The sequence below is a fragment of the Shewanella sp. WXL01 genome, assembly GCF_012263345.1.
In the GTDB taxonomy this organism is placed as follows: domain Bacteria; phylum Pseudomonadota; class Gammaproteobacteria; order Enterobacterales; family Shewanellaceae; genus Shewanella; species Shewanella maritima.
The window spans coordinates 115,280-135,631 of record NZ_JAAIKQ010000009.1; the positions used below are offsets into that span (position 1 = coordinate 115,280).

Annotated in this window: 13 protein-coding genes; 7 read left to right on the forward strand and 6 right to left on the reverse strand. The window is 46.1% G+C overall.

The features are described from left to right. Positions 1–48: 48 nt before the first annotated feature. From G3R49_RS16845 to ilvY, 5 genes are all read right to left on the reverse strand, one after another. Positions 49–4,554 carry an EAL domain-containing protein gene (locus G3R49_RS16845; protein ID WP_245335391.1) on the reverse strand — a complete coding sequence of 1,502 codons (4,506 nt, stop codon included), beginning with the start codon at positions 4,552–4,554 and terminating at the stop codon, positions 49–51. 215 nt (positions 4,555–4,769) lie between these two features. Next, positions 4,770–5,687: an acyltransferase gene (locus tag G3R49_RS16850; protein ID WP_130600639.1), complete on the reverse strand. Its 918-nt coding sequence runs from the start codon at positions 5,685–5,687 to the stop codon at positions 4,770–4,772. A 6-nt stretch (positions 5,688–5,693) separates the two neighbouring features. Continuing rightward, a complete protein-coding gene (locus G3R49_RS16855) occupies positions 5,694–6,632 on the reverse strand; it encodes an acyltransferase (protein ID WP_130600641.1) in 939 nt (312 codons plus the stop codon). A gap of 75 nt (positions 6,633–6,707) precedes the next feature. Beyond that, positions 6,708–8,231: a YifB family Mg chelatase-like AAA ATPase gene (locus G3R49_RS16860; protein WP_167870435.1), complete on the reverse strand. Its 1,524-nt coding sequence runs from the start codon at positions 8,229–8,231 to the stop codon at positions 6,708–6,710. A gap of 224 nt (positions 8,232–8,455) precedes the next feature. After that, positions 8,456–9,328 (reverse strand): HTH-type transcriptional activator IlvY, encoded by an 873-nt coding sequence (gene ilvY, locus G3R49_RS16865; RefSeq protein ID WP_167870436.1) that lies wholly within the window; start codon positions 9,326–9,328, stop codon positions 8,456–8,458. A 239-nt stretch (positions 9,329–9,567) separates the two neighbouring features. Between ilvY and ilvC the strand changes: the two genes are divergently transcribed. The 7 genes from ilvC to G3R49_RS16900 all read left to right on the forward strand — a co-directional run bounded on the left by ilvC (position 9,568) and on the right by G3R49_RS16900 (position 19,803). Then, positions 9,568–11,049 (forward strand): ketol-acid reductoisomerase, encoded by a 1,482-nt coding sequence (gene ilvC / locus G3R49_RS16870; protein WP_130600645.1) that lies wholly within the window; start codon positions 9,568–9,570, stop codon positions 11,047–11,049. 781 nt (positions 11,050–11,830) lie between these two features. Further along, positions 11,831–13,516 carry an acetolactate synthase 2 catalytic subunit gene (gene ilvG / locus G3R49_RS16875; protein WP_167870453.1) on the forward strand — a complete coding sequence of 562 codons (1,686 nt, stop codon included), beginning with the start codon at positions 11,831–11,833 and terminating at the stop codon, positions 13,514–13,516. Further along, positions 13,513–13,770 (forward strand): acetolactate synthase 2 small subunit, encoded by a 258-nt coding sequence (ilvM, locus tag G3R49_RS16880; protein ID WP_167870437.1) that lies wholly within the window; start codon positions 13,513–13,515, stop codon positions 13,768–13,770. The genes ilvG and ilvM overlap by 4 nt, the downstream gene beginning before the upstream one ends. A gap of 79 nt (positions 13,771–13,849) precedes the next feature. Then, positions 13,850–15,709 carry a dihydroxy-acid dehydratase gene (ilvD, locus tag G3R49_RS16885; RefSeq protein WP_167870438.1) on the forward strand — a complete coding sequence of 620 codons (1,860 nt, stop codon included), beginning with the start codon at positions 13,850–13,852 and terminating at the stop codon, positions 15,707–15,709. Position 15,710: 1 nt separating this feature from the next. Beyond that, positions 15,711–17,273: a threonine ammonia-lyase, biosynthetic gene (gene ilvA, locus G3R49_RS16890; protein ID WP_167870439.1), complete on the forward strand. Its 1,563-nt coding sequence runs from the start codon at positions 15,711–15,713 to the stop codon at positions 17,271–17,273. A 198-nt stretch (positions 17,274–17,471) separates the two neighbouring features. Further along, on the forward strand, positions 17,472–18,611 hold the full coding sequence (locus tag G3R49_RS16895; protein WP_167870440.1) for an alanine--glyoxylate aminotransferase family protein: 1,140 nt from the start codon (positions 17,472–17,474) through the stop codon (positions 18,609–18,611). A 307-nt stretch (positions 18,612–18,918) separates the two neighbouring features. After that, positions 18,919–19,803, forward strand: coding sequence for an ABC transporter substrate-binding protein (locus G3R49_RS16900; protein WP_167870441.1), 885 nt, complete (start codon positions 18,919–18,921; stop codon positions 19,801–19,803). Positions 19,804–19,930: 127 nt separating this feature from the next. Here the strand turns inward: G3R49_RS16900 and G3R49_RS16905 are convergent, their stop codons facing one another. Beyond that, positions 19,931–20,218 carry an accessory factor UbiK family protein gene (locus G3R49_RS16905; RefSeq protein WP_130600657.1) on the reverse strand — a complete coding sequence of 96 codons (288 nt, stop codon included), beginning with the start codon at positions 20,216–20,218 and terminating at the stop codon, positions 19,931–19,933. Positions 20,219–20,352 lie beyond the last annotated feature (134 nt).

The following is a 20,352-nucleotide window of genomic DNA, read 5'->3' on the forward strand; positions in this document are numbered from 1 at the left end:
TCTAGGCAAGCAAGAAATGCTTGTTCCTATTTCGCTGCTACTTTACAGCTACTCTAGGACCAACCCTTTTGGTAGTGCTAGGCGTTTCTTTTTCTCTTCAGTCAGTAAGGCTAAACAGTCTTCAGGTGACAGTGGCTTGCTGAGTAAGAAGCCTTGGACTTGGTCACAGCCATCTTCTTTTAGGAATGACAGCTGCGCATGAGTTTCTACGCCTTCTGCCACTACATTTAACTCAAGACTGTGAGCAAGAGTAATGATTGCACTGGTAATTGCTGCATCATCTGGGTCTTCAGTAATATCACGTACGAATTCGCGGTCGATTTTCAAAGTATCAATCGGGAAACGTTTTAGGTAACTCAAACTTGAATAGCCGGTTCCAAAATCATCAACCGCAATGGTAAGTCCCAACGCTTTGAGCTGTGACAAAATATCTACCGAGTCTTGTGGGTTACCCATAATCATAGATTCAGTAAGCTCTAGCTCTAAGGCGCTTGCTGGCAAGCCTGATACCGCAAGGGCGACCTCAATGGTCGAGATAATATCAGCTTTTAACTGTCTGGCTGACAGGTTCACTGCCACTGAAATATCTTCAAACCCGGCTTGATGCCATTGTGCTAGCTGACCACAAGCCTGGTTAATTGCCCAGTGACCGATTTGGTTAATCATGCCTGTTTCTTCTGCCAGTGGAATAAACTCTGCTGGCGAGATAAAGCCTAGCTCTGGACTTTCCCAGCGAAGCAGTGCTTCTAGGCCGATGATCTGCTGAGTTTTAACGTCATATTTAGGTTGATATACCAAATACAGCTCTTCTTCGCTCATGGCTTGCTTCAGACCTGCTTCAAGCTGTACATGGCGCGTCGCATACTTATTGAGTTGCTCGGTGTAGAACTGGAAGTTGTTACGCCCAAGCGATTTGGCGTGATACATAGCTGTATCTGCGTACTTGGTTAGGTTAGTGGTGTCAGTCGCATCGTTTGGATACAAGCTAATGCCTATCGACGGCGAAATGGTGAGCGTCTTATCATCCAATAAAAATGGCGTTTGGAAAGCGTGCAGCACCTTCTCAGCGATTACAGTGGCGGCTTTGGTTTTGGCAACCCCTTCAAGGACGATGGTAAATTCATCGCCGCCTAAACGCGCGACAGTATCGCCTTCACGCACTGAGTTTTGTAAGCGACTTGCCACGGCTTTAAGCAGTAAGTCACCAATGTGGTGACCCATTGAGTCGTTAATGTGTTTAAAACGATCCAGATCGAGGAACAGCAGGGCGACGATTGAATTGGCTCGATGGGCTTTAGTTAGCGCCTGATTGAGTCTGTCCTGGAATAAAGTGCGATTTGGCAGACCGGTTAGTGGGTCAAAGTTTGCCAGTACCCGCAGGTCTTCTTCGGCTTTTTTACGTGCGGTAATATCGGTAAATACTGCAACAAAGTGGCTGGTTTCACCTTTGTTATCAAGTACCTGGTTGATTTCAAGCCAAGCGAGAATACCTTTGCGATCTTTGGTGCGAATTTTAATCTCGCCAGCCCAGTGCTTATGGCGCAGCAGTTGGCGCTCAACCGCTTGATAAAATTCACGTGAGCGTTTACCCATAGCGAGGAACAAGAAGTGTTTGCCAGCGACTTCTTTGGGCTTAAAGCCGGTAATACGGCTAAAGGCTGGGTTAACCGAGCGCACGCGGTAGTCTAGCTCGCCTACCACAACCGCCTCGTTCATACTAAACAGCACTTGTGATGACAGCTTGAGCTCGTTTTCGGTGACTTTTCGATTAGTAATATCTTTGTGAGTGCCCGCCATACGTACGGGGGCATTTTTGTTGTCACGCTCTACAACCTGACCTCGGTCAAGCAGCCATATCCATTTACCCGGCTCTGACTCAATACGATATTCAGCTTCAAAAAACTCACTGTTACCTTCAAGGTGCTGGTTAAGTAGGGCCTGTACCTTAGGTTTATCTTCGTTGTGAATATTTTTAATCAGCAGCTGATTTTCGCTTTCGATTTGAATTGGCAATGATAAGTTGGTGCGATAAACCGCATCTTCTTTAATGTTCCAGTCCCACATACCATCGCCAGATGCCCAAAGCGCGAGTTTTAATCGCTCTTCTGAGGCGCGAATACTGGTTTCGAACTCTTTACGCTGTAGCACCTTCTGTCTGCGTGAAATCCACAAAATGGCGATAGCCGTGAGCGCAAGCAAGGTATACAGCAGATAGGCAAAGCGGGTCATATAAAATGGCGGGATCACCGACACGGGTACAGTTAGCCCAGGCTCGGCAAACGGGTTGCTGCCAAGTGCATGTCTCACTTCAAGTTGGTACTCACCTGGCGGCAGATTGGTGTAGGTGATCTTGCTACCATCTTTGAGGTTATGCCAGCGCTGGTCAAAGTTTGTTAGTCGGTAACTAAAGCGATTTAAGCCTGGATAGAGGAAGTTAAGTGAGCTGACTTCAAAGCTAATCACTTGTTTCTCGTAAGGCATGTCAATATGCGGCGTAGATGCTAAGTCGAGAATAGGATGGCTAGTCTCACCTATGGTGTATTGGGTTAACGCCAGTGGAGTTGTAGGGCGTTTGATTGGCACTTGCTGTGGTGAGAAGTGGTTAATACCATTGATGCCACCGAACCACATATCGCCGTTGGCATCTTTATGAGTCACACCGCCATTAAATTCATTTGCCTGTAAGCCTTCATGTTGGTTGTAGCTAATAAAGCTATGATCTGTTGGGTTATAACGGGTGATCCCTGAATTAGTGCTAAGCCAAAGGTGGCCCTGATTGTCTTCCAGCATGCCATAAACAGTGTTGCTTACCTTGTCGGCATTTACATCGACATGCTCAAATGAGAACACACCATAGGCCGTTGATAAGCGATCGATACCGGCATGAGTGGCCACCCAGAAGTCGCCACTTTTAGTAAGTAAGAAGTCGCGTACGCGATTATCGCTCAAGCTATCAGGCTTGTTCTTCTCATGTTGCAGAAAGTCGAGTTGCTTTTCCTCTGGCTTTAAACGAACTAAGCCGCCCATAGTGCCTAACCATAAATGGTCTTGATCGTAATGAATTTTGATAATTCGGTGCTTAAAGGGTGAGTAGTCATCTTGAAAGCCAAAGTTGTAGGCGTACATGACATCAGTATTTTCAGAGATGAAATACAAACCAAGCTTGGTGGCAACCCAAACCCTGTGTTTATCATCTATCGCCAGGCTAATCGCTTTGGTGTCGGCTCTTAACTTGGGATCGGCTTGTACTACCATTTTGAATTGGTTGTTTTTGTCTAACTTACCAACGCCATAATTAGAGGCGAACCATAGGCTACCTTGACGGTCCTGAATGATGTCGCCAATAGAGATTTTAAGCTGTGACTCAGGCGTGGAAAGCGCTTTTGCAAACAATTGATTGATGTATTGGTATTGATTGTTATTGTCGAGGTACTTGACTCCAGCCCCTTCAGTACCTATCCATAGCTTGCCGTCATTGGCGCGATAGATTGCGCGGATCATGTTCGCCATACGCTGGCGTTCGCTGCGGTAGTCAAACAGATGGTTAAAGTACTGATGGCTTAAGTCGAGCTGATCAATTCCTGCGTACCCCATGCCGAGCCACAATACGCCGTTGCGGTCTAGCAGTAGTTTTTGCACGCTGTTTTCTTTGACGCTTGATAGTCGCTGTGGGTCATGTGTATGAACTTTGGTTTGCCATTTACTGCCGTCGAAGTCGAGCTGGAAAACACCCTCATTATTGCTGATGGCCCAAACTTGAGTTGGGCTGACAACGACAAAATCTTGAATAAAGCCTAAGTCGTTATAGCTGTAGTCTTTAGTCCAGATGAGTTGTTTTTCATGGGTGTCGAGGTTGTAGCGCCAGATTTGGTTATCGATAGCAAGCCAAACTGAGTAAATCGAGCTTGAGCGGATTTTTCTAACTGACATACTTGATGGAATATCAAGTCGTATGATGGTGTTAGAGTCAATAGCGAAGGTGCCGCTATCTTGGGTGCCCACAATAACAAAATTGTCATCAATGTTGGCAACCTGAGTGATCTGAGGATGCACAGTGTTACCTAGGCTAATGGGGGAAACCTTGTTAGTTTTTAGCGAGACAATGAACAGCCCAGATTGAGTCCCTACCCATAATGTATCGCCAATCACATCTAGACTGGTGATCTGCAGTTCGCTTAAACCTTGCTCTTCACCAAAGTGGTTGAACTTGCCAGTGGTAATGTCTAGCCGATTGAGACCACTATTAAACGTGCCCACCCATAAGCTTCCATCAGGTGACTGAGTAATGTCAGAAATATAGTTGCCAGAGATACTTGCATTGTTGTCGATGTTTTTTATAAAAAGCTGATACTCAACACCGTTGTAACTGTGTAGACCATCTTGAGTACCGACCCACAGCATGCCTGCTCTGTCCATAAACAGGCTGGTAATGGTGTTCTGGTTTAGCTTGTTGGCACTGACAAAACGCTGAAATTTTACTTCAGCGATATCGTTATAGCGGGATTGAGATTGCGCCGTTGCTGCGAGTGATAGAAAAACCACTGCAAACGTCATTAGTCGACTTAGCAAACAAGTTATATCACTTAATTTCAAACGGCACCTGTTAACATTTACATTGCGAACATTCATCTTACAATAATCTTACTTGTAAGCCGTGAAAATTCAATTCTTTAATCAAAATGCAGCTGGTTGTTAGCAGCTTTTTTTGTAAATTAGTGTCAGGCGAAAAAAAAGCGCACTTTAGTGCGCTTTTTATGGTCAATTTAGGTTTATGATTTTAAATGATGCGAATCATACTCAGTAAGCACTTCATGGATTAGCGCATCTTTTTGTTCCCAAATTTGGTTTAGTTGGCGCTGAAACTCTACTCGATATTCAGCTTGTGAGAAATACTCGTCGGCGTTCACCTCAGGTACTGGCAGCACTTCAATTTTCATCACGACTTTTTTCACTCGACCATTCATCACCCCAAAAAGCACATCTTCCTGCGCGTCCGGGTAAACGAGTGTGATGTTAACTAGACCTTCAAATTGCTCACCCATGGCAGATAGGGTAAAGGCGATACCGCCTGCTTTCGGGCGCAATAAATAGCGATAGGGTGAGTTTTGTCTTTTGCGCTTATCTTCAGTAAAGCGGCTACCTTCTACATAGTTAATGATGGCAGTCGGTAAATATTTAAAGCGCGCGCATACCTTGCGTGTGGTTTCTAAATCTTTGCCCTTGAGCTTTGGGTTCTTTTTTAGTTTGGCTGGGCTTGTACGGTTCATAAACGGCATATCAAGCGCCCAGCAGCCTAAGCCCATGATCGGCACATATAGCAGTTCTTTTTTCAAAAAGAACTTTAGCATAGGTAGATGGTTACGCAGCAAGTAGGTTTTGGCCGCAATATCAAAGCCGCTAACATGGTTACAAATGAGCAAGTACCAACCATTTGGGCTTAGCTTTTCTAGCCCTTCCACGTCCCACTCAATATGAGTGATAAGCTTTAAAATACCGCCATTACAGGTCGCCCAACACCACATACAGCGGTTCATTAGGCGGGATAATTGTGTTCGGAATGCCTGGACAGGAATGAGCAGTTTTACTATCCCACCAATACTAATAATACTGCCCCAAATGGTGGTATTGATAATAAGTAGCAAAGTACTTATTACAAACAAAATTGGGCCAGGTAGAAACGAAAGCATTAAGCCTTATACCTCTTGTTTAACTTGCTCAGTAGATGCATTTAGTGGTGCATCGAGTTGGGCCGATATCTGATTAAGCTCGCTTAGACGTTCATCTTTAGCTAGCCAGATTTGATTTAAGTGTTCCTGGAAGTCAATTTTAAATTGGCGGTCATTTATATAGTCACCGCGCATGGCGTCAGGTATCGCTTGAATCTGAATATCCACATTGACTTCGTCAAGTTCGCCACAAATATACTCCCAAAATGTCGGCACACGGTTTGGGTAATGGATTGTGACATCAACTAAGGTGTTAATTTGTTCACCTAACATTGATAGCGCAAATGCCATGCCGCCAGCTTTGGGCTTGAGCAAATGGTCAAATTGGCTACCTTGCTTGCTGTGCTTTTTATCGGTAAAGCGAGTACCTTCGACAAAGTTCATCACGCTAACAGGCTTGTATTTAAACTTTTCACAAGCGCGGCGCGTCTCTTCAATGTCTTTGCCTTTTAATTTAGGGTTCTTCTTGATTTGTGCATTGCTATAGCGGCGCATAAACGGGAAGTCTAGTGCCCACCAAGCCAAACCAAGAACTGGGACGTATATCAATTCTTGTTTTAAAAAGAACTTTAAAAACGGGATCTTACGGTTAAGTACTCGCTGCAAGATCAGAATATCTACCCAAGACTGGTGATTGGCTATCACCATGTACCACTGCTTTTCACTGAAGTTGCTGTCACCGGTTTGCTTAATTCGCAACGGGTGCATAACGGACTCAATGATCGTGTTGACGCTAATCCATGCTGAAGCACAATTATCGAGAATATAACTACAAGCTGTTCTCAGTGACGCGATTGGAATCAATTTCACTATGCTGAAAATCAAGATCGGTACGATCCAAAAAAAGGTATTTAATACATACCCTAAAAATGCGAATCCACCGCGGATTTTGGCAAATAGTGACATTCATTCCTCCTTAAATTAAATGGAGGCTTATGTTACTCGCACAAGAGCAATTGCTCAATCTGTGACAGCAAATTTTTAGTGGTTAGTCAGCCGAGAGAGTAGCTTATCCATGGCTCGATACCCCAGAGCTTGGGCAAGATGAGTTTTATCTATATTGGGTGAGTGTTGTAGGTCAGCTATGGTGCGCGCGACCCGTTGGATGCGGTGAAAGCTTCGTACTGACAATCCAAGAGCGGTGACGCTTTGCTCTAAAAATAGCAGATCGGCATGGCTAAGTTGAGTGACTTGCTCAAGCTGTTTAGGGCCAAGCTCGCAATTAAGTACACCTTGGCGGTTAAGTTGCAACTGGCGCGCTGTCGCGACACGCGTGGCAACTTCAATACTGGTTTCACCTTTTTGCTGTTGATTATTGGCAAGGGTGCCAGCTGGCAGTTTGGGCACGTCAATGGTGAGATCAAATCTGTCTAAAAATGGGCCGCTGAGGCGAGATAAGTAACGCAAGATTTGATCTGGGGTTGCACGGGCATTATCGGCATCGCCACATGGGCTAGGGTTCATTGCCGCAATCAGCTGAAAGCGACTTTTAAACGTTAGCTTAGCTGCAGCGCGGGAAATGATTATTTCGCCTGTTTCCAGCGGCTCGCGCAGGCAGTCGAGGATTTTCCGTGGAAACTCGGCGACTTCATCTAAAAACAACACCCCGCGATGAGATAGCGATATTTCACCAGGTTTAGGGTTACTGCCGCCGCCAATCAATGAAATATTCGAGCAGGTATGGTGCGGAGCGCGAAATGGCCTTTGTAGAAACGCTTGAGGCTTAATGTGCAGTCCGGCAACAGAGTGAATTGCGGCAACTTCAATTGCCTCTTCATAAGAGAGCTTGGGTAGCAATGGCATAATGCGGTTTGCCAACATACTCTTGCCAGTACCTGGCGGGCCAACAAATAGCAAATTGTGACCGCCAGCTGCGGCGATCTCTAAGCCTTGTTTTGCCTGATATTGGCCGATGACCTCACTTAAACATAACGAGGTTTGCTGTTCCTCTTGTTCTATCCACTGAGGTGTGGTGTCCACAAGTGGCAGTTGCGCCTGGCCTTGTAAAAAAGCGCTTAAGTGCTGTAAATGAGCAACAAAAAAAGTATCACGATAGCCTACTAATTCGGCTTCATGACGATTATCAACAGGAATAAATAACCCATGCAGGTCGTCTTTGGCGGCGATAATCGCAGGCAATAAACCATTGCAAGCGCGCACCTCTCCGTTAAGGGCAAGCTCGCCAATAAACTCGCAATTTTTGATGCTGTTAAGCGGAATCTGTTCTGACGCAGCCAGAATGCCTATGGCGATAGGTAAGTCGTATCTGCCGCCTTGTTTAGGGAGATCGGCAGGGGCAAGATTGATGGTGATCCTACGCTGTGGAAACTCAAAGCCTGCGTTAATTAATGCACTGCGAACCCGCTCTTTGGCTTCTCTCACTGAGGTTTCAGGCAGTCCAACAAGGTTAAATGCAGGTAAGCCGTTACTTAAGTGAACTTCAACAGTAACTTTAGGAGCCTCGACTCCAGAGGCTGCGCGAGTGGTAACGCAGGCGATTGCCATAAACAAATCCTTTTGTTTCTTTGTGGGTAAATTCTACCGTTCAAGCTGATGATTTATTCGATACAAATTATAAGCTTGATGGTGTAGCCATCATCAGTGTAGTAGAACAATGAGGCTTATGCTTCAGTTTACTTTGTACTTGTATCATATCGATATTCAGTCGTTTTAGAGTCTAAACTGCTAGCGTTTCCATGTACTCAGTATTAGCTGATAAGCCTACGGGCTTATATCACTTCCAAAAATGCCTTAATAAGTGGCTCGTCGCAGCGTTTTTCTTTACAACAACAACCAAGATCAAATGCTGGGATCTCAATTGGCGAGTCAATAATCTGTACTCTGTCTCTTACTGGTGAGTTATTCAGTACTACATCTGGGGTAATACTCACACCGCAGCCAAGTGCCACCATAGAGGTCATGGCTTCTTGGCCTGACACATGAGCGTATATATTTGGCTTGATTGCCATTTGCTTGAACCAGTTTTCGGCGCGCCGTAATCCTGGGCCATGCTCTGGCACAATAAACGGCACAGCTTGCCATTCGATATTGGCCTGATTAAGCATTTGTTGCACCTGACATGGCATATTAGGGGCCAGCAATAATAATGGTACTACGTCAATATGGGCGAAGTGCAGGTTGCTGGGGAAGTCATCTGGATAGGCGGAAATGGCGATATCAGCGCGGCCGTTTTTTACTTCACTCACTGAGTTTGCCGCATCGCCTGTGATCAGGTTAATTTCTACTTGTGGGTGCTCACGGCGAAATTTATCTAGTAGCGCAGGCAAATGACTATAGGCTGCAGTAACCGAACAATATAGGTTGAGTTTACCTTTTAGCACGCTTTGGTCTGGGTCGACCTTGAGCTGCAACTCGTGCCAATTTGCCAAGGTTTGTTGGGCGAAGTGCTTAAATTCAATCCCTGCCTGGGTGATGCTAACGCTGCGGTTATCTCGCTCAAATAGCTTATTACCAACTTGTTGTTCAAGGCGCTGCAATGCCCGACTTAAGGTCGATGGACTCATGTGAGATTGTTCTGCCGTTTTGGCAAAATGTAAGGTATCACATAAAGTTAGGTACAACTTGAGCGCCTTAATATCCATTGATACCTCTTTCGTGTATTAGTTGCTTTGAGCGTGCTGCTCGAGAGCGAGAGCCGTAGTCAAATATATCGAACAATTATATTGCATAAAATGCAATGTTAAGTTTCGAATATATCATTTTAAGCAATCATTCGCATCCGCTATATTGAAGTCATTCGCACTATTAGCTCGCAAATTAAAACGCATTTAGAAGCTAATAGATTGTGTCCAAAATATCTGTTTTTAAGGTGGTACCAGAGATGGCGAATTATTTTAATTCTTTAAATTTACGTCAGCAGTTAGCCCAGTTAGGGCAGTGTCGTTTTATGGACCCAAGTGAGTTCAGCGACGGTTGTAATTACATTAAAAACTGGAACATTGTTATTCTCGGTTGTGGTGCGCAAGGCTTAAATCAGGGTCTTAATATGCGCGATTCTGGTTTAAATATCTCTTTTGCGCTACGCCCACAGGCTATCGCTGAAAAGCGTGCTTCATGGCAAAAAGCCACCGATAACGGCTTTACTGTCGGCACGTTTGAAGAGTTGATCCCACAAGCTGATTTAGTATTAAACTTAACGCCAGATAAACAGCACTCTAATGTGGTGAATGCTGTTATGCCACTGATGAAGCAAGGCGCGACGCTGTCATATTCTCATGGCTTTAATATTGTTGAAGAGGGCATGCAGGTTCGTGACGATATAACAGTGATTATGGTGGCGCCTAAGTGCCCAGGTACTGAAGTGCGTGAAGAGTACAAGCGTGGCTTTGGTGTACCGACCTTGATTGCTGTTCACCCTGAAAACGACCCTAATGAAGATGGCCTAGCGATTGCCAAAGCTTATGCCAGTGCAACCGGCGGTGATCGCGCTGGTGTCTTGCTTTCATCTTTCATCGCTGAAGTGAAATCTGACTTAATGGGCGAGCAAACTATTTTGTGCGGCATGCTGCAAACGGGGGCCATCTTGGGCTACGACAAGATGGTGGCTGATGGTGTTGAGCCTGGCTATGCCGCCAAACTTATTCAGCAAGGCTGGGAGACGGTTACCGAGGCGCTGAAGCATGGTGGTATCACCCACATGATGGATCGTCTTTCAAACCCAGCCAAAATCAAAGCCTTTGATATGGCTGAAGAGTTAAAGCAAATTTTAACGCCGTTATTTGAAAAACACATGGATGACATCATTAGCGGTGAGTTTTCAAAAGTGATGATGGAAGATTGGGCCAATGACGATGCAAACCTACTTCGCTGGCGCAGTGAAACCAATGACACCGCATTTGAAAATGCTCCTGTTACCGATGAGCATATCGACGAGCAAGCCTACTTTGATAAAGGTATTTTCCTAGTTGCTATGATCAAAGCCGGTGTTGAGTTAGCGTTCGATACCATGGTTGCTGCAGGTATTGTTGAAGAGTCTGCATACTATGAGTCGCTGCATGAGACGCCGCTTATCGCCAATACCATTGCCCGTAAGCGTCTATACGAGATGAACGTGGTGATTTCTGATACTGCTGAGTATGGTTGTTATCTATTTAACCATGCTGCACTGCCGCTGCTACGAGATTACGTAAATGCTATGCCAGCTGAGGTATTAGGTTCAGGATTAAGCGACAGCTCAAACAGTGTTGATAACCTGCGTTTAATCGAGGTGAATCAGGCGATCCGCAACACTGATGTTGAATTTGTCGGCGCAGAGTTACGCGGTTACATGACCGACATGAAGCGCATTGTTGAAGCCCAATAATTGTTTCTAGCTAACGAGTAGTTCCTGCTTAGGAAAAGATTTCAGTAGTCAGGCAGGCAAGTTTAGAACAAATGATAGGGTCTGTAGGTCTTTCAAGATTATTTTTGCAGCTGCTTGTTGGAAATTTATACAAGGCAACGACTTTGATGTGTGGTTGTTCCACATGATAAGTCGTTAACGCAGTAGAAATGACAACAAGCGCTGCCTGAAAGGTTCGTTTAAAAGCACTTTACTCTTTGTTGCGAGCGAATTTGTTTAGGTGACTAGACGTCATCGCTCGCGTCGCGATTAAAGTGCTTTTAATTCGAACAAACTCTAATCAGCAAAGATCTACAGACCCTAGTATTGATGGTCGATTAGGAGAGTTTAAATGATTGATCGTCAATACAATATTTTTTGTTGTTGTTTGCATTGTCTCGGCAAGGACGCTGAAATTTTTTTTACAACGCAGATTAACCCTTGTGCCACGAAAAGCTTTTGTGGTACTTGTAATAGCACAGCTTCTGGTGCTGCTTTTGGTATTAGTAGTAGCTCAGAACGCAATAGCGTTAATGACACTAAATTTATTCGATTAGGACAACAGGCCAAATTATGTTTAATCAAGCCACTGCACTCATTATTGAGATTATTACCGTCGTGATTATTAAATCACAGCGGGGGTGGTGTATGGCATCTAATCAGACTTAACGTCAGTAAAAGATTGCAAAACCCCCGCTCCGAAAGGAACGGGGGTTTTTTCGTTTTAGGGCTTTGGAAAACGTAACTTAGGTTGAAGTAAATGATGGGAACAGGGCAGAAAATTCGCGGAGCAGATGCAGTTATCAAGGTGTTAGCTGCTCATGGCGTTAACACGGTATTTGGTTATCCAGGTGGCGCGATTATGCCAATTTATGATGCCCTGTATGGCAGTAGTGTTGAGCACGTGCTCAGTCGCCACGAGCAAGGCGCCGCATTTGCCGCGTTAGGTTATGCTCGCGCCAGTGGAAAAACCGGTGTGTGCTTTGCCACTTCAGGCCCTGGCGCGACTAACCTTATCACCTCACTTGCCGATGCCTTGCTTGACTCTGTTCCTGTGGTGGCCATTACCGGCCAAGTGCCAACCGGGGTTATCGGTACTGACGCATTTCAAGAAATTGACGTACTAGGTATGTCACTGTCATGCACCAAGCATAGTTTTATGGTTAATAGCATTGATGAGCTGATCCCAACGCTTTATCAGGCATTTGAAATCGCCGCTTCTGGTCGCCCTGGCCCTGTGTTAGTTGATATCCCTAAAGACATTCAAGTGGCACAGCTAGAGTACAAGGCGCCCCTACAATCCGTTGCTAAAGAACAAGAGCCTGAACTTGATGAGCTAAGCCGGGCTGCAGAGCTTATCCAGAATGCAACTAAGCCAATCTTGTATGTTGGCGGCGGTGTGGGCATGGCGGGCGCAGTAGGGCATTTACGTGCGTTTATTGATGCCACGCAAATCCCAAGTGTTGCCACACTTAAGGGCTTAGGTGCAATTGCCCATGGCACAGAAGGTTACCTTGGCATGTTAGGCATGCATGGCACCAAAGCCGCAAACCTTGCGGTGCAAGATAGCGACTTACTCATCGTAGTGGGCGCAAGATTTGATGATCGGGTTACCGGCAAGTTAGATACCTTTGCGCCCAATGCCAAGGTGGTACACCTTGATATCGACGCTGCAGAGCTTGGCAAGTTGCGTATGCCTGATGTCGCCATTGGCGCTGAGCTGCGCTTGGTATTGCCGCAGCTGACTAAGCTATTAACTGACAAAGTCAGCATTAAGCCGTGGCGCGCGGAAGTTGCAGAGCTGTATCAAACTCACCAATGGCGTTATGAGCATCCGGGCGAGCTAATTTACGCACCAGCTATGCTGCGCCGCCTAGCCAACAAGCTGCCAAACAATAGTGTGGTGAGCTGCGATGTGGGCCAGCATCAAATGTGGGTTGCTCAGCATATGTGGTTTCGTCGCCCTGAAGATCATTTATCAAGCGCAGGTTTGGGCACGATGGGCTTTGGTTTACCAGCAGCCATTGGCGCGCAAATCGCCCGTACAGATGCCTGTGTAGTAACGGTTTCTGGTGATGGCTCTTTTATGATGAACGTGCAAGAGCTCACCACCATTAAGCGCAAAAAGCTGCCGGTAAAAATCTTGTTACTGGATAACCAAAAACTTGGCATGGTTAAGCAGTGGCAGCAGCTATTTTTTGAAGAGCGTTACAGTGAAACCGATTTATCTGATAACCCTGATTTCGTCAAAATGGCCGCCGCGTTTGATATTCCAGGGCGCACCATTTTTAAAGCAAGTGAAGTCGAGCAAGCACTGGATGACATGCTAAATAGCACAGGCCCATACATGCTGCATGTGGCTATCGATGATGCCTTTAACGTTTGGCCTTTGGTACCACCAGGGGCAAGTAATTCTGAAATGATGGAAAACACGGAGACAAGAAGATGATGCATACCCTAGCGATAACTGTACAACAGCGTCCTGAAGTGCTTGAGCGTGTGCTGCGAGTCACGCGTCACCGCGGTTTTACCGTCACTAATATGCAAATGCGCCTGCTTGATGATGCTAGCATGGCGTTAGATATGCAGGTACAAGCCGAGCGCGCCATTGAGCTATTGAGCAACCAGCTTGATAAGCTGATTGATGTGACGCACTGTGAGGTGTTAACCCAAGCATCAGCTAAGCAGCTTGCTCACGCATAACGCCAGCGAGTGTCGTGCAGAAACGAAAAAACAGCGAAACAATTAAAAATTAGCCGCAAACAATCAAAGGAGTTTGGCGATGGCGAAACTAAGATCAGCAACCAGTACCGAAGGTCGTAACATGGCTGGTGCACGTGCACTGTGGCGTGCAACAGGTGTGAAAGACAATGACTTTGGCAAGCCGATTGTCGCGATTGCGAACTCATTCACCCAGTTTGTGCCGGGGCATGTTCACCTAAAAGACATGGGCTCATTGGTTGCGAGCGCCATTGAAGAAGCTGGCGGCATCGCAAAAGAGTTTAATACCATCGCCGTTGATGACGGTATTGCTATGGGTCATGGCGGCATGCTTTATAGTTTGCCATCGCGGGAGTTGATCGCCGACAGCGTTGAGTACATGGTGAACGCACACTGCGCCGATGCCCTAGTTTGTATCTCAAACTGCGACAAGATCACCCCTGGCATGTTGATGGCAGCATTACGACTGAATATTCCTGTGGTGTTTGTTTCTGGCGGACCAATGGAGGCCGGCAAAACTAAGCTGTCAGATAAAATCATCAAGCTAGATTTAGTTGATGCCATGGTGGCAGCGGCTGATAGTAATGTTAGCGATGAAGACAGCGATAAAATCGAGCGCAGTGCCTGTCCAACCTGTGGCTCGTGCTCGGGTATGTTTACCGCCAACTCTATGAATTGCTTAACCGAGGCGCTGGGTTTATCTCTGCCAGGCAATGGTTCAATGCTGGCAACCCACGCTGATAGACGTGAGCTATTTTTAGAAGCAGGGCGCAGAGTCATGAGCCTGGCTAAGCGTTACTATCAGCAAGATGATGACAGTGCATTGCCGCGCAATATTGCCAACTTTAAAGCCTTTGAAAATGCCATGGCGCTAGATATTGCTATGGGCGGTTCATCCAATACCGTGCTGCATTTATTAGCCGCCGCTCAGGAGGCCGAGGTCGACTTTACCATGGCAGATATTGACCGTATGTCACGTAAAGTGCCGCATCTATGTAAAGTGGCGCCCGCTACGCCCCAATATCATATGGAAGATGTACACCGAGCGGGTGGTGTAATGGGGATTCTTGGCGAGCTAGACCGTGCAGGCTTATTACACAATGATGTAGCTCACGTCGCAGCCGATGAAGGCGGCAATCTAAAATCGGTACTTGCTAAATACGACATTAAGCAGACTGACGATGCTGCAGTGCAGCAATTCTTTGCTGCTGGCCCTGCTGGCATTCCAACCCAAACCGCGTTTAGCCAAGAGTGTCGCTGGGATAGCGTTGATAGTGACCGCGTTAAAGGCTGTATTCGCAGTCGCGACAATGCCTTTTCACAAGAAGGTGGCCTTGCTGTACTTTCAGGCAATGTCGCTGAGCATGGCTGCATTGTCAAAACTGCAGGAGTGGATGAATCTAACCTAACCTTTGTTGGTAGCGCTCGTGTGTACGAGAGTCAAGATGACGCAGTTGCCGGTATTTTAGAGGGCGAAGTGGTTGCGGGCGATGTGGTGGTTATTCGCTATGAAGGCCCAAAAGGTGGCCCAGGCATGCAGGAAATGCTCTATCCGACTTCTTACCTTAAATCTCGCGGCTTAGGCACTCAGTGCGCGTTAATCACAGATGGACGTTTCTCCGGTGGCACTTCAGGTTTATCAATTGGTCATATCTCGCCAGAGGCCGCATCGGGCGGCACCATAGGCTTAATTGAGAACGGCGATGAGATTGCTATTGATATTCCAAGTCGCGCAATTAGCTTAAACGTTGCTGATGATGAACTTGCACGTCGCCGTGCGGCAATGGAAGCTAAAGGCACACTTGCCTGGAAGCCAATAGAGCGCCAGCGTTATGTGTCTTTGGCGTTAAAGGCTTATGCCATGCTTGCCACCAGTGCCGACAAAGGCGCGGTGCGCGATCGCACTAAGCTGGAGGGCTAACATGTTAGCCCGCAGCACAGATGCTTTAGTTGAGGGGGAGCCTATGTCTCTTGCACAAACCTATCTGCAAAAAATCTTGCTAGCCAGTGTCTATGACGTGGCAAAAGTGACCCCGTTGAGTGAGCTTAAAAAGCTATCGGCAAGGTTAGCCTGCCCTGTGCTGCTAAAGCGCGAAGATATGCAGCCAGTGCATTCTTTCAAGCTGCGCGGCGCCTATAACCGGATTGCTCAGCTAACAGCATCAGAGGCTGAAAAGGGCGTAGTTTGTGCCTCTGCGGGTAATCATGCTCAAGGTGTGGCGATGTCGGCAAGTGCTAAAGGCATAGATGCGGTGATTGTGATGCCGCAAACCACACCAGATATTAAAGTCGATGCGGTAAAGCGCCTTGGCGGTACTGTGGTACTGCACGGGCAAAGTTTTGATCAAGCCAATTCCCATGCTCAGCATTTATCGCAGTCGCAAGGGCGAGTATATATCGCACCATTTGATGATGAAGCTGTCATCGCGGGACAAGGCACTATTGCGCAAGAGATGTTGCAACAGCGCCGCGATCTTGAGGCTGTGTTTGTTCCGGTTGGCGGCGGAGGCTTAGTTGCAGGTATTGCCGCTTACTATAAAGCGGTGATGCCGCAAGTTAAGGTGATAGCGGTTGAGCCTGAAGATGCAGCTTGTTTGAAAGCCGCTATGGAAGCGGGCGAAGAAGTAGAGCTTGACCAAGTTGGTCTGTTTGCCGATGGCGTTGCAGTAAAAAAAATCGGCTCTGCGCCATTTTTGCTGGCTAAGCAATACGTTGATGATGTGGTGACGGTAAGCTCAGATGAAATTTGCGCGGCGGTGAAAGATATTTTTGAAGATACTCGCGCCATTGCTGAGCCTGCTGGTGCGCTGTCCCTTGCCGGGCTTAAAAAGTATCAACAGCAAATGCAAATGACTGGCCCTGTTGCCGCGATTTTAAGCGGCGCCAATGTCAATTTTCACAGCTTGCGTTATGTGTCTGAGCGCTGTGAGTTGGGTGAGCAAAAAGAGGCAGTTCTGGCTGTTACCGTACCTGAAAAACCTGGCAGCTTTCTACGCTTTTGTCAGCTACTTGGCTCTCGGGCGATGACTGAGTGTAATTATCGTTTTTCAAGTCGCGACCGCGCTGTGGTGTTCGCTGGGATCCGCTTGACCAATGGTCAGCGCGAGCTAGAACAGATTGTAGCAACGCTGGAAGCCGAAGGCTTTGGCGTGCAGGACTTATCCAATGATGAAACTGCCAAACTACATGTGCGTTATATGGTTGGCGGGCAGCCGCCTGTAGCCATTAATGAGCGCATTTTTAGCTTTGAATTCCCAGAGCATCCTGGTGCTTTACTTAAGTTTTTAACCACGTCGCAAAGCCAGTGGAATATCAGTTTATTTCACTATCGTAACCATGGCGCTGCTTTTGGTCGTGTGCTGGTGGGTTTTGAAGTGCCAGAGAGTGACTCACTCGCCTTTGCACGCTTTTTAACTGAGCTTGGGTTTGTGTATCAAGAAGAGACTGATAATCCAGCCTATCAACTGTTTCTTAATAAGGCCTAAGACTTAGTAGCGGCATAATTAACTAAACGGTACTACTTTCGCTTATTTGCAGTTGTGGTACAGTTTTGGTCGATAATAAAAAAGCTAAAACGAGAATATACTTGTTGGCTCAATAACTTAATGTAGGGTAAAGACTGCAGTTTGCTTAGTAGGCAAGCTGGGTCACAGTTGTATTTGTGATTTCTTAAGGAGAAATAGATGTTACCCGTACCGACCATTAATGCCTTTGTTCCACCACGTCGCACCCTAATGGGACCTGGTCCATCCGATGTTTACCCACAAGTATTAAGCGCGCAGTCGAAACCGACTATTGGTCATTTAGACCCATTATTTGTTGCCATGATGGACGAGTTAAAAGCACTTATTCAATACGCTTTTCAAACCAAAAATGAGATGACATTAGCCGTATCTGCGCCGGGCAGTGCAGGGATGGAAACTTGCTTTGTTAATCTAGTTGAGCCAGGTGAGAAGGTCATTGTTTGTCGTAATGGCGTATTTGGTGAGCGTATGCGCCAAAACGTTGAGCGTGTTGGCGCTAAAGCGGTGGTGGTTGATAACAAGTGGGGCGAAAGTGTTTCTCCTGAGTTGGTTGAGCAAGCGCTAATTGCCAACCCGGATGCTAAATTTTTAGCCTTTGTCCATGCAGAAACGTCAACAGGGGCATTGTCTGATGCAAAAACCTTATGTCAGCTAGCTCGGAAGCACGATTGCCTAACCATAGTCGATGCTGTTACTTCCCTTGGCGGTGTTGAGCTGCGAGTTGATGATTGGGGCATTGATGCGATTTATTCTGGTAGCCAAAAATGTCTATCGTGTGTGCCGGGTTTATCGCCTGTGTCATTTTCACCGAAAGCGGTTGAGAAACTTTCTAACCGTACTACTCCTGTTCAAAGCTGGTTTTTAGATCAAAGCTTGGTAATGGGATATTGGGGCGCGGGTAATAGCGGCGCTAAGCGTAGTTATCATCATACTGCACCCGTTAATGCTCTTTATGCGCTGCATGAGTCATTAAGGCTGCTTGCAGAAGAAGGGCTAGAGAATGCCTGGCAGCGCCATCAAGATATGCATCAACTTCTCAAGGCTGGGCTAAATAAATTGGGGCTTGAGTTTGTGGTGGATGAAGATAGTCGCTTACCGCAGCTCAATGCACTGTATATCCCGCAAGGTGTTGATGATGCTGAGGTAAGACAGCGGTTATTAAATGACTATAACTTGGAAATTGGTGCCGGTCTTGGCGATCTTGCTGGCAAAGCTTGGCGTGTCGGTTTGATGGGCTATGGTGCACGTCGCGAAAATGTTGCACTTTGTTTGCGAGCATTGGAAGAAGTGCTGAGTTAGTTAACATTTGGTTATCAGTCTGTCGCAGTTTGAATAAACTACACCGAAAAATTGGCGCATTAGCGCCTTTTTTTCTACCTTTAAAGTGTCGCTTGTAGTTGATAGTGACGGGCCGATATGAAGCTACTTGTAGATGATAGTAGCTGGCCTTTTTGAAATGCTACCGCTTCAGCGTTGATCTTCTAAGCGATGGCAACCAATAACAATATTCACATACTTGTGCTGTTGAGTATTGAATAGTTAAGTGACGTCTCGCTTAAATGTTACCCACTTAAGTGGGATTGCTACGAGTTAGAAAGGATTCTATATGTCGTACTCATGGATGCTTGCCTTTTTACATCGCGTATTATCCCGTTTTACTTCTCTAACGTCTTTCCTTATCGCTAGGTCAAAGCGTGATCATACTTTGCCACTTATGCTGGATGGCCGCTTTTTTCTGACGGTTAGCTTGTCGATTGCAGCTGGCGCACAAGTGAGTGCTCCGGTGTTGGCTATAGAGCAAACCAAAAACTCACCCAAGGTCATTATCGCATCTGCACATAATCGCCCACCGTATATTATTGAAGATGATAAACAAGGGTTAGAGCTAGCGATTATTCGTCAGGCATTTAAGGCTGTCGGGGTTGAAGTGGATTTTCGCTTTTCTTCTCGTAAGCGCCAGCACTTGAGTTTTGAGCAACATAAGGTCGATGCAGTGATGACCATGAGCTCGCATTTGTCGGTATCTTCTTATTGGTCGCAGCCTTATATTACCTATCAAAACGTGGCGATAAGCTTGGCGAGTCGACAATTTCATATAGACCGATTGGCGCAGCTAAGAGACTTTAGATTGACCAGTTTTTTAAACGCAAGCAAGACATTGGGACCCGAGTTTTTACAAATGGCTAGCGAGCATTTGAGCTATATGGAAATTTCGCCACAACATAGACAAAACAGAATGCTATATCTAGATAGAGTGGATGTTGTAATAGCAGACAAGTATGTGTTTCAACACTTAAATACGCTTATAAATGATGAAGTGGACACGAGTCCTGAACTCGCTTTTGACCATGTGATTGCCAACAAAGGTTACCATGTGCTGTTTCATGATGAGCGCTTAAGGGATAGCTTTGATAAAGGCTTAAGCCTGATCAAACAAAATGGTCTATACCAGCAATTAACTGATCGCTACCTTGGTCATTATCGGCATTAATTTACCAGACGACACTGGCATTGACACCAATATTGGAGCTGTGAAAAACAATATTAGAGCCAAGTACAACAATAAAGGGCACCTAGGTGCCCTTTATCAATCACAGTTGCAAGGAGCTTTGAATAAGCTACTCTGCTGAATCTGGTTGATTACCATTCTCTGTATTCTTTTCAGCAAGCATGGCTTCTAGGGCGCTAACCTGAGTTTGCAAAGCTTCTAGTTTTTCGCGAGTTTTTAATAGTACATGCTGCTGTACTTCAAACTCTTCACGAGAAACAACATCAAGTTTCATTAATTGTGACTGTATGATCTGTTTACTTTTTTCTTCAAACTCACCGGCAAACTGCTTTACGCCATTAGGGAGATTGTCGCTAAGTTGCTTAGCAACTTCTTCAATTTTCTTTGGATTGATCATGGCTTATTCCTAGGTAGTGTATGGCGTTATTGTAACTGAGCCATGGCAACAGGCAAATGCTTGCGAGAAATATTTGCCAATTGTCTCGATATGGGATTCACCGGGAATGTAGGCTTCTGCTATGATCCGCCATT

Bases quoted from the DNA above. Each gene is read 5' to 3' on its own strand.
- G3R49_RS16850 (WP_130600639.1), bottom strand. From the start codon at position 5,687: ATGCTTTCGTTTCTACCTGGCCCAATTTTGTTTGTAATAAGTACTTTG.
- ilvG (WP_167870453.1), top strand. From the start codon at position 11,831: ATGGGAACAGGGCAGAAAATTCGCGGAGCAGATGCAGTTATCAAGGTG.
- G3R49_RS16905 (WP_130600657.1), bottom strand. From the start codon at position 20,218: ATGATCAATCCAAAGAAAATTGAAGAAGTTGCTAAGCAACTTAGCGAC.
- ilvC (WP_130600645.1), top strand. From the start codon at position 9,568: ATGGCGAATTATTTTAATTCTTTAAATTTACGTCAGCAGTTAGCCCAG.
- G3R49_RS16845 (WP_245335391.1), bottom strand. From the start codon at position 4,554: ATGACGTTTGCAGTGGTTTTTCTATCACTCGCAGCAACGGCGCAATCT.
- ilvM (WP_167870437.1), top strand. From the start codon at position 13,513: ATGATGCATACCCTAGCGATAACTGTACAACAGCGTCCTGAAGTGCTT.
- G3R49_RS16895 (WP_167870440.1), top strand. From the start codon at position 17,472: ATGTTACCCGTACCGACCATTAATGCCTTTGTTCCACCACGTCGCACC.
- G3R49_RS16900 (WP_167870441.1), top strand. From the start codon at position 18,919: ATGTCGTACTCATGGATGCTTGCCTTTTTACATCGCGTATTATCCCGT.
- ilvY (WP_167870436.1), bottom strand. From the start codon at position 9,328: ATGGATATTAAGGCGCTCAAGTTGTACCTAACTTTATGTGATACCTTA.
- G3R49_RS16860 (WP_167870435.1), bottom strand. From the start codon at position 8,231: ATGGCAATCGCCTGCGTTACCACTCGCGCAGCCTCTGGAGTCGAGGCT.
- ilvA (WP_167870439.1), top strand. From the start codon at position 15,711: ATGTTAGCCCGCAGCACAGATGCTTTAGTTGAGGGGGAGCCTATGTCT.
- G3R49_RS16855 (WP_130600641.1), bottom strand. From the start codon at position 6,632: ATGTCACTATTTGCCAAAATCCGCGGTGGATTCGCATTTTTAGGGTAT.
- ilvD (WP_167870438.1), top strand. From the start codon at position 13,850: ATGGCGAAACTAAGATCAGCAACCAGTACCGAAGGTCGTAACATGGCT.